Here is a 14,623-nt window from a genome sequence, read left to right on the forward strand (position 1 = left end):
TTTTCGTAGTCTTCCATGTCACTCGGCCGCCACGCCTTCCATCCGGTCTTCCAACTCGTCGGCGGCAGCTTGCAGCGCGGCGAGGGTTTCGGGATCGGGTTGCCAGTAGTTGCGGTCCGAGGCCTCCAAGAGCCGCTGCGCCATCCGGCTTGAGGCGGCAGAGTTCAGATCGGCGAGGCGCTTGCGCATTTCCTCGTCCAGAACAAAGGTTTCCGAAAGCCGTTGATAGACCCACGGATCGACCTGACCGGTGGTGGCCGACCAGCCAAGCGTGTTGGTCACCTGCGCCTCGATCTGGCGCACGCCCTCGGCCCCGTGCTTGAGCAGGCCTTCGTAGAACTTCGGGTTCAGGGAGCGGGCGCGGGTTTCCAAGGCCACTTGGTCTTGCAGCGTGCGCACCGTGCCCGCACCGCGGGTTTGGTCGCCGATGTAAACCGCCGTATCCTTGCCGCCCTGCGCGCGTTTGGTGGCGCGGGCAATGCCGCCCAACGTGTCGAAATAGTGGTCGACGGTGGTCACCCCCAGTTCCACGGATTCGAGGTTCTGATAGGCCAGATCGACCTTGCCCAGCACGTTTTGCAACAGGTTCACCTGTTTGGTGGACTTGCCATCGCGGCCATAGGCAAAGGATTTGCGCGACTCGTAGGCATCGGCCAGCTCGTCCTCGTCGCCAAAGCCCGCCGAGCCGACCATCGTGTTGACGTTCGACCCATAGGCGCCTTCGGCATTCGAAAAGACGCGCAGCGCCGCCGTTTCGAAATCCATCCCCGTGTCTTCCATCGTGGCCAACACATGTGCGCGGATGAAGTTCTGCGCGAGCGGTTCGTCTTCGGCGCTGGCGCACAGATAGGCGGCTTCGGCCAGAAGCTTGGTTTGCAACGGCAGCAGGTCGCGGAAGATGCCCGAAAGGGTCATCACCACGTCGATGCGCGGCCGCCCCAGTTCCGACAGCGGAATAAGCTCGGCACCGGCCAGACGGCCATAGGTGTCGAACCGGGGCCGTGCCCCCATCAGCGCGAGCGCTTGCGAGATCGGGCCCCCATCGGATTTGATATTGTCCGAGCCCCACAGCACCAGCGCAATCGAACGCGGCAGGGTGGGGTGGGTGGCCAGAAGCCGCGCCGCTTGCGCCGCCCCATCGCGCAGGGCAAAGGCCGTGGGCATGCGGAACGGGTCAAAGGCATGGATGTTGCGCCCCGTCGGCAGGATTTCGGGCGCGCGCACAAGATCGCCGCCCGGCACAGGTGCGATGTAACGCCCGCCAAGCGCGCGCAAAAGCGCCTTGATCTCATGCTCTTCTTGCAAAAGCTTGTCGGCCCGGTCGCGGTCAGCGGTTTCGGGCATCAGCTCCAGCATATCGGCACGGGCTTCGGCTGTCATCGGTTTGCCCAGAACGTGCAAACCTTCGGTGATCAGCGCGCCTTCGGTCTCAAGCAGCTTTTCCCAAAGCGTGGACAGGTCCGAGGCATCCATATCGACGCCCTTGGCCTGTTCGCGCACCAATTCGGCCAGATCTTCCGCATCGGGCGAGTCGGGCGGCAGGGCGCGCAGACGGCCAAGGCTTTCCTTAAGTTCGCTCAGACCCTTGTAAAGGCCCGATTGTGCCAACGGCGGCGTCAGGTGGGACACGATCACCGCATTGGAACGGCGCTTCGCCAAGGTCGCTTCCGAGGGGTTGTTGGCTGCGTAAAGGTAGACGTTCGGCAGGTTGCCGATCATCCGGTCGGGCCAGCATTCCTCACACATACCGGCTTGTTTGCCCGGCATGAATTCAAGCGCGCCATGCATGCCGAAATGCAACAGCGTATCGGCTTCGAAATCTTCGCGCAGCCAGCGGTAGAAGGCGGCAAAGGCATGGGTCGGCGCAAAGCCCTTTTCAAAGAGCAGCCGCATCGGGTCGCCTTCATAGCCGAAGACCGGCTGAAGCCCGACAAAGACATTGCCGAACTGGCGCCCCAAAACGAACAGATCGCGCCCATCGGTTTGGTGTTTGCCCGGCGCGGCGCCCCAAACGGCTTCGATATCCTTTAGCCATTTGGTGCGTGCGACCACTTCGGCAGCGGGCAGACGCGCAGCGATTTGCGCGGGTTGGCCATGCGTGGCCTCGGGGCCGCACAGAACGGCGGCACGCAGATCATCGACCGAGGCGGGCAGTTCGCCCATCTCATAGCCTTCGGCCTTCATCGCATGCAGCATGTTGAAAAGGCTTTCAAACACGCTCAGGTAAGCGGCTGTCCCGGCGGCCCCTGCATTCGGCGGGAAGCCGTAAAGCACGATGCCAACCTTGCGCTTGGCCACTTCGGACCGGCGCAGTTTCGCCAGACGCAGGATCTTGTCGACCAGCGTTTCCACCCGTTCGGGGCAGGCGGCCATGGCATGGCTTTCGGCCTCCGGATCGGGTTTGCACGCACGCGGGCAGGTCACGCAGCCTGCCGGGTCATGGCGACCGCCGAACACGGTCGGGTTGGTGGCCCCGTCGATTTCGGGCAGGGCGATCAGCATGGTGGTTTCCACCGGGCCAAGCCCGCCACCCGAGGCCCGCCATTGGCCCAATGTCTGGAATTCGAGCGGTTGCGCCGTGACATAGGGCACATCAAGCGCGCTGAGCGTTTCGACGGCGGCATCGCTGTCATTATAGGCCGGGCCGCCCACAAGCGAGAAGCCCGACAGCGACAGAAGCGTATCGACCTTGCCCTTGAGGAATTCGTCAATCGCCGGGCGCCCGTCAAGGCCGCCGGCAAAGGCAGGCAGCACCGCCAGCCCCTTGGCTTGCAGGCCGCGAATGACGGCATCGTAATGCGCGGTGTCCTTAGCCAGAATGTAGCTGCGCAGCATCAGCACGCCAACGGTGGCGACCGGGTTTTCCGGCTGCGGCAGCTTGGCGGGATCGGTGGTGATGCGCCCTTCCATATCGGGGTGATAAAGACCGACCTCTGGGTAATCGACCGGGGCCGGGGCCTTCACACCGCGCCAATCCACATTGTCAGAATAGCGGCTGACAAGGTAGCGCACCATGGATTCGATGTTGTCTTCCGAACCGCCCAGCCAATACTGCATGCACAAGAACCAGGCGCGCAGGTCTTGCGCCTTGCCTGGGATGAACTTCAGCATCTTCGGGATGCGGCGCAGCATCGACATCTGCTTTTCGGCAGAGCCGCCATTCGCCTCGGATTTGCCGCGCAGCTTTTTCAAAAGCGCCATCGGCCCCGAGGTGGGCTTGGTCATATCCAGATCGCCCATCTTCGTCAGGCGCACGATCTGCGGATCGGCAACCATGCCGACAAAGGCATCCAGACGATCGCGCACAGCGGTCATCTCGGGCAGGATCGACTGCAGATGCTCGTCGATGAAAAGCAGGTTCGCCACGACGATATTGGCTTCCAGCACCGCCGCCTTGGCGGCCGCCAGCTTGGCCGGGTTTTCCGCCCATTCGGCAGCGGCGTGGACGGTGATGTGAAGATCGGGGAAATCGTGGCGCAGACGCGGCAGCGCGCGCGCGGCGGGACCCGCAGCATGCGCATCCAGCGTGACGATAACGACATTATAGCCGCCCGGACGGTGCGGCGGCAGCGGCATGGTTCCGCTCATCGACTCATCGTGCATAGTGGGCCTTGGCCTCGTAGAGAGTTTCGACGGTGATGTCGCGCACACCTTTATGCGCGGCAAAAAGTTCTGTGTTGCGCTTCGCTTTGCCCCGCACGAAGAACGGGATCTTTTTCAGCTCGCGCTCGGCCTCGGGCATCCAGCGGATTTCGCCCGAGGGTTCGACCACCGGCACGGCCGGGGTGTCGACTTGCGTTTGAGGGGCCGCAGCGGCGGCCGGTTCGGGCGTTTCTGCCCGCTCGACGTGCTGGCCGCCATGATGGCTGGCCCCGGCAGCGTCGTGGAATTCAAAGTCTTCGCGGAACATCGTCAGCAGGTGCTCTTCAAGCCCCATCACCAGCGGATGGATCCAGCTATCAAAGAGCACGTTCGCGCCCTCAAAGCCCATCACGGGGGCATAGCGAGCCGGGAAGTCTTGGACGTGGACCGGGGCCGAGATCACCGCGCAGGGGATGCCCAGCTTCTTGCCGATATTGCGTTCCATCTGGGTGCCAAGGATCAGTTCCGGCGCTGCCGCTTCGATCGCTTTTTCGACTTCCAGATAGTCATCGGTGATCAGCGGCTCGACGCCAAATTCCGCGGCAGCGGCGCGCAGCGCGCGGGCTTGTTCGCGGTTATAGCAGCCCATGCCGACAACCTCGAAACCCACTTCCTTTGCGGCGATCCGTGCGGCGGCGATCACATGGGTGCCGTCGCCAAACAGGAAAACCCGCTTGCCGGTGAGGTAAGTAGAGTCGACCGAGGCGCTCCACCACGGTTGGCGCAGGGTGCTTTCATCGGCTTTGACCGGAAGCCCGGTGATCTTGCTGACCTCGGCCAGAAAATCGCGGGTCGCGCCCACACCCATCGGCACAACCTTGGTGTAGGGCTGTTTGCAGGTGCGTTCGAGATGCCGCGCGGCGCTTTCCCCGGTTTCGGGATAAAGCAGCACGTTGAAATGGGCTTGGCCCAGCTTGCGCAGATCATCGGGCGTTGCGTTCAGCGGCGCGATCACATTGACCTTCACGCCCATGCCTTCCAGAAGCTTTGTCACCTCGACCACGTCATCGCGGTGGCGGAAGCCAAGCGCAGTGGCGCCAAGGATGTTGCAGCTAATCTCAGGCGTGCGCTCCATCGGTTTGGCAAGCGCGCGCACCAGCGCCCGGAACGTCTCATCCGCGCCGAAGTTTTCTTTGCGCGAATAGGAGGGCAGTTCCAGTGGCACCACCGGGATGGGTAGGTTAAGCGCGCGCGAAATCCCTTCGGGGTCGTCTTGCAGCAACTCTGCCGTGCAGGTCAGCGCAACGGCCATCGCCTGTGGCTGGAACCGCTCATGCGTTTTCTGGATCGTTTCCTTGAGCAACAGCCCTGTATCGGCGCCCATATCCGCCGCTTGGAAGGTGGAAAAGGCCACCGGCGGGCGGGCATTGCGCCGTTCGATCATGGTGAAAAGCAGATCGGCATAGGTGTCGCCCTGCGGCCCGTGCAGGACAAGATGCATGTCCTTCATCGAGGTGGCAACGCGCATCGCGCCGACATGCGGCGGGCCTTCATATGTCCACAGCGTCAGTTTCATGCGGTGGTCTCCCCGGCCAGCAGCGCGCGACGGCGCAGCGGGCGCGAGAACAGTCCGGCCAGATCGCCGGCCTGTTCGTAGAAATGGATCGGCGTGAAGACGAGTTCGATCGCCCACTTGGTGGTGTGGCCCTTCGCCTCCAGCGGGTTGGCAAGGCCCAGCCCGCAAACGGTGATGTCGGGGTTGATCGCCGCGTGCCGGTCAAGCTGGGCTTCGAGGTCTTGGCCTTCGCTCAACTGCGCTGAAGACGGCAGCATCTCAAGCTCGGGCGCCATGATCGCACGGTGCAAGAAGGGCGTGCCCACCTCGGTCGGGACCATGCCGCATTCACGCGCCAAGAAGCGCGCGAGCGGAATTTCCAACTGGCTATCCGGAAACAGGAAAAGCGATTTTCCCTCCAGCGTGCCTTGATGCGCAGCAAGTGCTTTCTTGGCACGGGCACGCGGCGCAGCGGTCACGTCCTCAAACTTCTCGGCGCTTACACCGTAAGTATCGGCCACGGCCTTCAGCCACGCGGTCGTGCCTTCTTCGCCAAAGGGGAAGGGGGCGACGATGCGTTTGGCGCCGCGGCGTTCCAGTGCCGCTGCCGTGTCGCCCAAGAACGGCTGGGCGAGAATAAAGCGCGTGTTCGGCCCCACGGTGGGCGCCGCATCTTTGCGCCGCGCGGGCAGCATGCGCACCGGGCCGACGCCCAGTTGAGACAGAAGCGAGGCGCATTGATCCTCGACCACATCGGGCAGCGCGCCGACGACGATCAGCTCTTCTTCATCCGAAGCGGCAAGCGTCGGCACCATCGCGGCAAGGCAGGTGTCTTCGCCCTGGGTGAAGGTCGTATCAAGGCCCGAGCCGGAATAGGAGTAAACCCGCACATGCGGCGCGTGGCGGGTGTTCAGCCGCTCTGCCGCGCGTTCAAGGTCGAGCTTGATCACTTCCGAAGGGCAAGAGCCCACAAGGAACAATTGGCGAATATCCGGGCGGCGTTCCAAAAGACGCGCCACTTCACGGTCCAGCTCGGCATTGGCATCGGCAAGGCCCGCCAGATCCTGTTCTTCCAAGATGGCGGTGCCAAAGCGCGGTTCGGCAAAGATCATCACGCCCGCAGCCGCTTGCAATAAGTGCGCGCAGGTGCGCGAGCCCACCACCAAGAAGAACGCGTCTTGCATTTTGCGGTGCAGCCAGACGATCCCGGTCAAGCCACAGAAAACGGCCTTTTGGCCACGTTCATGCAGCACCGGGGCGTCGGTGCAGCCCATCGTCGGCGAATCGAGGCTCATGGCGTCCCCCGTTCCATTGCGAGGTCGGAAGCAGAGCCAGAGGCCGACTCACTTGCCGATTGAAGACGCGCCTGACGCAGTTTCCACAGGAACTGTCCGGCGTTGATGACATAGGTGCCGTAAGCGGCCAGCGCGATATACATCTGCAAGGCATCGCTTTGGTTCGTAAACAGCGCCCACAAATAGGCGGTGTGCAACGCGATCACGCCAAAGGAAAAGACATCTTCCCAAAAGAACGCGGGGGCGAAGAGGTATTGGCCGAAGACGACCTTTTCCCAAATCGCGCCGGTCACCATGATCGTGTAAAGCAACAGAGTTTTGACGAGGATCGAGATCGTCGCTGCCTCGTATCCGTCCCCGGTCAGCAAGAATCGCACCACCAAAACCAGCGAAACCGCGAAGGCAAAGAATTGCAGCGGCGCAAGGATTCCTTGCACGATGGTCCAGGGCGAAGCGTCTCTTCGTGCACGTTCTTCGGGCGTATACAAAGACTTCGACGACGATTGTCGGGGGGCGTGTGGCATAGTGGCAGCCAGCCTTTCTTCGTGGGCGCGCAGTGGCTGTCAGGTTAGGCAGTGGCGTCGAAGTGTCAACGAAAACTTACACTCTTGCGCCGCGCCGAAACGCCGCTGCCGCGCCGGGGCGGGCAGCCTAGCGGGGGTCTGTGACGCCTGGGTGACGGGGCCATTCCGTCTGTCGCGGGGTGTGCGGCCAAGTGTCGCAATCGCTTATGTAAAAGGGGTTTTCGCGGGGGGGGGGTGATGTGGCGTTTTCTGAGGCCTGTCTGGCCGTAGTTCTTGCCACTGTGCCCGTTGTCGCACCTTGTCAATTTGGGTGGACATGCGTGGCTTGGTGGTGTCGAATAGATGGAATGGGGGGAAGCCCCCTAAATTATGTTCCGCTCGCGGGGGTGGGGAAGACCTTCCGCGAACGTTGGGTTTCGGGGACTCTGATGCGGGATATCCGGTTTGAAGTTGAGCAGGGCAACAGCCTTGACGGGTTTGTTGGTCTTGCGATCGAGGCGATGGGGCGGCTTGCCGCGCGTCGCCGAAATGGAGTGGGAGAGCTGCGGACCGCGCTTGTAAACAGGTTGGTCGAGCTTGCTACGGGTCCAGAGCTTGGTGCGATGGATCTGTGTCTCGATGATTTCCGGGCGGCCTTCGTGGCCCCTGAAGACATTGCCTCCCAATATGTTCCCGCGGCGGCCCGGAATATCGGGGTGGCGTGGGAAGCCGACCAGATCAGCTTCGCGCAGGTCACGGTCGGCATTGCCCGTTTGCAGGAACTTTTGCATGCGGTGCAGGCAGATTACACAGCGGATTCGTCGGACCCGACGAATACCTCGACGGTGCTCCTGATCGTGCCGCCCGGTGAGCAACATACGCTTGGCTCGCTGATTGTCGCGATGGGGCTTCGCCGCAGAGGCATATCGGTGCGGATGCTTTTCGCCCCGGGCTTAAGCGATCTGTCCCGGCTGATGGCCACAAACCGCTTCGATGCGGCGTTGATCACAGTTGGCAGCATGGAGAGGGTTGAAATCTCCGCCAAACTGGTGAAAACCCTTTCTAGCCTGACTAAGGGGCGGATGCGGGTTGCAATTGGTGGCGCTATCGTCGCGCAGCGCGCGGAGGCACTCGCCAAGACCGGTGCAGACCTTGTGACGAATGACTTGTCGGTCGTCATATCGGAATTTGCTCTGGCGTAACTGAGAACGGTTCTGGGTCGAGAACGACGGAGGAAGGCTGAAAGACGAGGCACGGGTTAGGAAAGGTTTCGCCGTGACATCCGATGGAAGCTTCTTGATCCGGCGGGAGGCCTTGCTGAGGGTCCCACCCGCCTTGCTGGCCGACATCGTGACCTCGGCTTGCGATATTGCGCTTGTCGTCACGCAAGATGGCGTTGTCGATCTTGTCCTGACCAATCCGCAGCTTGGCCCGTCGGACCGTTTCGCCCAATGGCAAGGCCGGGCGCTTTCGGCCTTGTTCAGCCCCGAAAGCTATCAAAAACTGCAAACCCGGCTTGAGACAGAGCTGGACCCGCACCGGCCGATGGTGCTGGAACTGACGCATCTGTGCGAGACGATCCAATTCCCCATCCGCTACACGCTAACGCGCACCGATGATGATGGTCGGGTGCTGATGATTGGGCGCGATATGCGTCCGATTGCCGAGGTGCAGCAGCAGCTTGTGAAGGCGCAATTGGCGCTGGAACGCGATTACGAAGCGCAGCGCGAGCTGGAAACCCGCTATCGCGTGCTGATGGAAGCCAATCCCGCGCCTTTGGTGATGGTGTCCATGTCCACCGCGCGGATTGTCGATCTGAATGCCTCTGCCGCGACCTTGATCGGGGCGACGCGGGCGGAATTGATCGATGCGCCGGTCGCAAATGAGCTGGAGGGGCGCCGCAAAGGCGAATTCCTTGAGGCGCTGGCAAAGGTGGCGGCGGATGATCCGCTGGCGTCGCTTGATCTGACGATCCGGCGTTCAAAGCGCAAGGTCGCGGTTTCGGCCACGCTGTTTCGGGCTGCGGGCGACCGGTTGCTGTTGTGCCGCCTTGGCCAAAGCGAGGCCGCGCGTCCGCGCAATGACGATGTGGGCGAATTGGCCGAACGGCTGTTTCACAAGGGCATCGATGCAATGGTGTTCCTGGAGGCCGATGGCACGATCCGCGCCGCCAATGACGCCTTTCTTTACCTGACCGATGCGGGCTCCACCTCGATGGTGCAGGGGCGGTCTTTTGCCGATTTCCTGTCGCGCGGCACGATCGACCTCAATGTGATGCTGGATAACGTCAAACGCATTGGTCATTTGCGCCATTACGTGACGCGGCTGAATACCGATTTCTCTGGGCAGGTGTCGGTCGAATTGTCCGCCACGCTATTTTCCGAACGCGCCACGCCGACAATTGCGCTGGTGATCCGCGATTCCAACCTTGCCGATGCGACCCGGATCTTGCCGGGGGTGACCAGCAACGAGGGGCTGCGCAATGTGATGCAGATGGTCGGCTATGCGACCTTGCGCGACATCGTGGCCGAGACGACCGAGATCATCGAAAAGATGTGTATCGAAACGGCGCTGGAATTGACCGGCAACAACCGCGTGGCCGCGGCGGAGCTTTTGAGCCTGTCGCGCCAGTCGCTTTATGTGAAGCTGCGCAAGTTCGGTCTGTTGAGCAAGGAAGTCGACTGAGTCTTGCGCGGCCGCTGCGCGATGCGACTCGCCTTGTCTGCGCGATGTGGCGGGGCAGGGGTGCGAAATCGCGTTTGCGTGATTCATCATTTGCCAATTGCGGTAGACGGAATGCCGCAGTTTGCCCCCCTTGAAAGCGCGCGCGCCATGACGGGCAAGCTGTCTAGCGGCTGGCACAAAGGCTGCGCCACCCCGTCGCAGGCGGGCGTTCCGCCGCGCAGGGTATTTTGAAAGCTTTGTTATAACAATGGGTTGGGGGCTCGCGCAGGGCCGCAATTCACGGGTGCGGCAATTTTCTGCATTTGACCTGTGCCAATTAATGTGGTTGGGATTGTTGTCAACTGAGGTTTACACCTACGCCCTGGAGGGTCAGCCATGCGTATCCTTTTCGTCCACCCCAATTACCACTCCGGCGGGGCCGAGATCGCGGGGAACTGGCCCCCGGCTTGGGTCGCCTATCTTGCCGGTCACCTGAAGAAGAATGGCTTCGACGACATTCATTTCATCGATGCGATGACGATGGATGTGTCGGATGACGAATTGCGGCGCCGGATCGCCGAGTTGCAACCCGATCTGGTGGGTGTGACGGCGATTACTCCCTCCATCTATCAAGCGGAAGAAACGCTGAAGATCGCCAAGGAAGCCGCGCCGCATGCGGTTGGCCTGCTGGGCGGCGTCCATGCGACCTTCATGTTCCGTCAGGTGCTGTCGGAAGCGCCGTGGATCGATGCGATCGTGCGTGGGGAAGGCGAAGAAATTCTGGTCGAAGTCGCGCAATGCGTGGCCGAGGGCCGCTGGCCGGAAGATCGCAAAGCGATCAAGGGTCTGGCCTTCCATGAAGGCGAAGAGATCGTCTCGACCCAAGCCGCGCCGACGGTGAAGGATATCGACAGCCTGAAACCCGACTGGTCGCTGATTGAGTGGGAACATTACATCTATATCCCGCTGAACGTGAAAGTCGCGATCCCGAACATGGCGCGCGGCTGCCCGTTCACGTGCTCGTTCTGCTCGCAATGGAAATTCTGGCGCGATTATCGCGTCCGCTCGCCCAAAGCGGTGGTCGATGAGATCGAAGATCTGGTCGAAAACCATGGCGTGGGCTTCTTCATCCTTGCCGACGAAGAACCGACGATCAACAAGAAGAAATTCGTCGAATTCTGCCAAGAGATGATCGACCGTGGTCTGAACCACAAGATCAAATGGGGCATCAACACCCGCGTGACCGATATCTATCGCGACCGCGATCTGCTGAAGTTCTACCGCGAAGCCGGTCTGGTGCACATCTCGCTGGGCACCGAGGCTGCGGCGCAGCTCAGCCTTGATATCTTCAACAAAGAAACCACCGTCGCCGAAAACAAAGAGGCGATCCGGTTGCTGCGCGAAGCCGATATCTTCACCGAGGCGCAGTTCATCGTTGGCATGGACAACGAGACCAAGGAAACGCTGGAAGAAACCTACCAGATGGTGTGGGACTGGCAGCCGGACCTTGCGAACTGGTCGATGTATACGCCGTGGCCGTTCACGCCGCTGTTCCAAGAACTGCGCGATCAGGTCGAGGTCTTCGACTTCTCGAAATACAACTTCGTGACGCCGATCATGAAACCCAAGGCGCTGACGCGCGGCGAGCTTCTGGACGGTGTGATGAACAACTACCGCCGCTTCTACATCAAGAAGGCGCTGTTCCACTATCCGTGGCGCGGCACCGGCTTCCGCCGCCGCTACTTGCTGGGCTGCCTCAAGGCATTCCTCAAGGCCGGTGTGGGTCGCACCTTCTATGACCTTGGCAAAGCTGGCTATTGGGGCCCGCAGTCGAAAGACAAGGTGGACTGGAAATTCGACGAAACGCGCAAGATTGCCGATGCGCAGGTCGCCGACTGGGAAGCCGCTGCCGAGCGTTCGCGCAAGCACAAGGAACGTCAGGAAGCGGTGCGCGCCCAGATGAAAGAGCGTGCGGGCGAGCGCAATAACGCCAACTTCGTCTTGGCCTCGGATGCCGAGGACGAGTTCGATCTGTCGCCCGAAACGCACGAGGCCCGTTCGGCCGAGCATGCCGGGGAAACCACCGCGCCGATGGCGTGTGGCGGTGGCAAGGCCCAGATGGTCGACGCCGCGGAATAAGGGGGTAAGACCATGAGCGCGGCGCCGCTTGACGCGCAAGACGAGCCCCGTATCGGGCCGAATGCGATCTTGCAGACCATCGCCGTGCTCGACCGCCACCTTGGTCGTGCCGCGCGCGACCGGGTGATGGCTTTGGCCGGGGTGCCCGTCCCCCCGGCCGACAGCGGGATGCTGCCCGAAAGCCAATGCCATGCCGTGCATCAGGCTTTGCGGGTGGATCAAGGCGAGAAATCCGAGGGCCTGTTGTGGCTCTCGGGGCTTGCCACGGGCGATTACATCCTCGCCAATCGTATTCCCGGCTTTGCCCAGACCATCATCAAGGCATTGCCCGCCGCGCTTGGCGCGCGGGTTTTGGCCAAGGCGATCACGAAACACGCCTGGACCTTCGTGGGGTCCGGGCAGTTTCAGGTCGAGGGGTTCAAGCCGCTGACTTTCCGGATCGATGGAAACCCGCTGCGCGCCGAGCGCGCCGAGCGCCCCGCTTGCCATTGGCATGCGGCGGTGTTCCAGCGGCTGTTTTCCACGCTGGTCTGGCCCGATTGCAAGGTCGAGGAAATCTCTTGCGCCTCGGTCGGCTCCGGGCCCTGCCGCTTCGTTTTGCACCCGCAGGGCGGCCAAGCGCCGCACTCTGCGCCTGTCCACTCGGGCTGAGCCTCGCGCCCGCCCGCCAAACCGGTTCGATCGACCATGAGCGCCCCAGACAGTCTGACGACCCAACGCACCCTTCCCGAGCCGCGCGCGATGCTGCGGCTGATCAAACCCGTGACATGGTTCCCGCCGATGTGGGCCTATCTGTGCGGCGCGGTTTCGTCGGGGGTGTCGATGTGGGCCAATCTCGGCATGGTGATCTTGGGGATCATCCTTGCCGGGCCGATTGTTTGCGGCATGTCGCAAGCCGCAAATGATTGGTGTGACCGGCATGTGGATGCGATCAATGAACCTGATCGTCCGATCCCCTCGGGGCGTATTCCGGGCTATTGGGGGCTTTACATCGCGCTGGCGATGTCGGCGCTGTCTTTGGTGGTGGGCTGGCAGTTGGGCACTTGGGGCTTTGGTGCCACCGTGCTGGGCGTGCTGGCGGCTTGGGCCTATTCGGTTGAACCCGTGCGGCTGAAGCGTTCGGGCTGGTGGGGGCCGGGCCTTGTGGGCATCGCCTATGAGGGCCTGCCGTGGATCACCGGGGCTGCCGTGCTTTTGGCGACAACGGGCGCCGCGCCGACCTTCCCCATCGTGGTGATGGCCACGCTTTACGCACTGGGCGCGCATGGCATCATGACGATCAATGATTTCAAGGCGATCGAGGGTGACCGCAAGCTGGGCATCAAATCGTTGCCTGCTGTTTATGGCCCCGAAGTCGCGGCCAAGATCGCCTGCACCGTGATGGGCCTTGCGCAGGCGCTGGTGATCTCGATGCTGTTCTTGTTTGGCAAACCCTATCACGCGGGCGCCGTGCTGTTGCTGCTGTTTGGCCAGTTTTGGGCGATGGGCGTGTGGATGCGCGACCCCGAGGGCAAGGCGCCGTGGTATAACGGCACCGGCGTGGTGATGTATGTTTCGGGCATGATGATCACCGCCTTTGCGATCCGGGGCATGGTGATATGACCCTTGGCTGGCTCCAGATCTTCCGGCTGGGGCTGGTGCAGCTGTGCATCGGCGCGGTGGTGGTGCTGACGACCTCGACCTTCAACCGGTTGATGGTGGTGGAGCTGGCGCTGCCCGCGATTTTGCCGGGCCTTTTGGTGGGGCTGCATTACGCTTTGCAAATCACCCGCCCCGCTTGGGGGCTGCGCTCCGATACCAAGGGCAACCGGACCTTTTTCATCATCGGCGGAATGGCCGTTTTGGGGCTGGGCGCATTTCTGGGTGCATTGGCGATTGCCGTTTTGGCCGCAAGCTTCTGGGCCGGTCTGGCGTTGGCGATCTTTGCCTATACCTTGATCGGTTTTGGCGTTGGCGCCTCGGGCACCTCGCTTTTGGCGCTTCTGGCCTCGGCGACCGAGCCGCGCCGCCGCGCCGCCGCCGCCACGATCACATGGCTGATGATGATCTTTGGCATCGCTGCCACGGCGGGCACGGTTGGCCATATGCTGGACCCCTACTCGGTCGAGCGGCTGTTGTGGATTGTCGGCGCGGTGACCACGGGCGCGGTTGTGGTGACGATGCTGGCGGTTTGGGGCGTTGAGGCGCGGGTGAAACATCCCGCACCCGAGGACCGCCCGACCGCGCTGCGCGAAGGCCTACGCGAGGTCTGGTCCGAACCGCAGGCGCGCTACTTCACCTTTTTCCTGTTCCTGTCGATGACCGCCTATTTCTTGCAGGAACTGATCTTGGAACCCTATGCGGGGCTCGTCTTCGATTACACCGCCGGGCAAACCACGAAACTGTCGGGGCTGCAAAACGGCGGCGTTTTCGTGGGCATGTTGACGGTGGGGATCGCGCTTTCGGGGCTGAAGATCGGCACCTTGCGCGGCTGGGTCGTGGGGGGCTGTGTGGGCTCTGCCGCGGCGCTGGTCGCGGTGGCGGGCGTGGGGCAGGTGCCCGGCGCACCAATTGCCCCCGCCGTGGTCGGGCTTGGCTTTTTCAACGGAATTTTTGCTGTCGCCGCGATTGGCGCGATGATGTCGCTGGCGGGCGAGGGGCGCGAGGCGCGTGAAGGCACGCGGATGGGCCTTTGGGGCGCGGCGCAGGCGATTGCGGCGGGCTTTGGCGGTCTTTTGGGCGCCGGTGCCGCCGATGTGATGCGCCTTTTTCTGCCCGATGCCTCGGCGTTCGGGATCGTTTTCGGGGCCGAAGCGCTCCTCTTCCTTGTCGCGGCCGTGATGGCGACCGGTGTGGTCGCTGCGCGGGGCGCGGCGCATGTGCCCACTGTGATTGCGGGAGAATAA

At 62.3% G+C, this 14,623-nt stretch carries 10 protein-coding genes; 6 read left to right on the forward strand and 4 right to left on the reverse strand.

Features of this window, described 5'->3' with window-relative positions:
* Nucleotides 1-18 precede the first annotated feature (18 nt).
* The 4 genes from CKO11_RS02725 to bchF are packed head-to-tail and all read right to left on the reverse strand — an operon-like array spanning nt 19 to nt 6,956.
* A complete protein-coding gene (locus tag CKO11_RS02725; RefSeq protein WP_223632604.1) occupies nt 19-3,588 on the reverse strand; it encodes a magnesium chelatase subunit H in 3,570 nt (1,189 codons plus the stop codon).
* Nucleotides 3,589-3,592: 4 nt separating this feature from the next.
* Nucleotides 3,593-5,158: a ferredoxin:protochlorophyllide reductase (ATP-dependent) subunit B gene (gene bchB, locus CKO11_RS02730; protein ID WP_223632606.1), complete on the reverse strand. Its 1,566-nt coding sequence runs from the start codon at nt 5,156-5,158 to the stop codon at nt 3,593-3,595.
* Nucleotides 5,155-6,432, reverse strand: a complete 1,278-nt coding sequence (locus CKO11_RS02735) for a ferredoxin:protochlorophyllide reductase (ATP-dependent) subunit N (RefSeq protein ID WP_223632608.1) — start codon at nt 6,430-6,432, stop codon at nt 5,155-5,157. The genes bchB and CKO11_RS02735 overlap by 4 nt, the downstream gene beginning before the upstream one ends.
* Nucleotides 6,429-6,956, reverse strand: a complete 528-nt coding sequence (gene bchF, locus CKO11_RS02740) for a 2-vinyl bacteriochlorophyllide hydratase (RefSeq protein WP_223632610.1) — start codon at nt 6,954-6,956, stop codon at nt 6,429-6,431. Before bchF ends, CKO11_RS02735 begins: the two co-directional genes overlap by 4 nt.
* Nucleotides 6,957-7,384: 428 nt before the next feature.
* Here bchF and CKO11_RS02745 point away from each other — a divergent pair, with 428 nt between their 5' ends.
* The 6 genes from CKO11_RS02745 (at nt 7,385) to CKO11_RS02770 (ending at nt 14,623) form a co-directional block, all read left to right on the forward strand.
* Complete coding sequence (locus CKO11_RS02745) at nt 7,385-8,137, forward strand: B12-binding domain-containing protein (RefSeq protein WP_223632611.1); 753 nt, start codon at nt 7,385-7,387, stop codon at nt 8,135-8,137.
* A 73-nt stretch (nt 8,138-8,210) separates the two neighbouring features.
* Nucleotides 8,211-9,620 (forward strand): transcriptional regulator PpsR, encoded by a 1,410-nt coding sequence (ppsR, locus tag CKO11_RS02750; protein WP_223632612.1) that lies wholly within the window; start codon nt 8,211-8,213, stop codon nt 9,618-9,620.
* Nucleotides 9,621-9,995: 375 nt separating this feature from the next.
* On the forward strand, nt 9,996-11,738 hold the full coding sequence (bchE, locus tag CKO11_RS02755; protein WP_223632614.1) for a magnesium-protoporphyrin IX monomethyl ester anaerobic oxidative cyclase: 1,743 nt from the start codon (nt 9,996-9,998) through the stop codon (nt 11,736-11,738).
* A gap of 12 nt (nt 11,739-11,750) precedes the next feature.
* Complete coding sequence (gene bchJ, locus CKO11_RS02760; protein WP_223632616.1) at nt 11,751-12,389, forward strand: bacteriochlorophyll 4-vinyl reductase; 639 nt, start codon at nt 11,751-11,753, stop codon at nt 12,387-12,389.
* A 36-nt stretch (nt 12,390-12,425) separates the two neighbouring features.
* On the forward strand, nt 12,426-13,340 hold the full coding sequence (gene chlG / locus CKO11_RS02765) for a chlorophyll synthase ChlG (protein WP_223632618.1): 915 nt from the start codon (nt 12,426-12,428) through the stop codon (nt 13,338-13,340).
* Nucleotides 13,337-14,623: a BCD family MFS transporter gene (locus CKO11_RS02770; protein ID WP_223632619.1), complete on the forward strand. Its 1,287-nt coding sequence runs from the start codon at nt 13,337-13,339 to the stop codon at nt 14,621-14,623. The genes chlG and CKO11_RS02770 overlap by 4 nt, the downstream gene beginning before the upstream one ends.

The sequence above is a fragment of the Rhodobacter sp. TJ_12 genome, from assembly GCF_020023995.1.
Lineage (GTDB): Bacteria > Pseudomonadota > Alphaproteobacteria > Rhodobacterales > Rhodobacteraceae > Rhodobacter.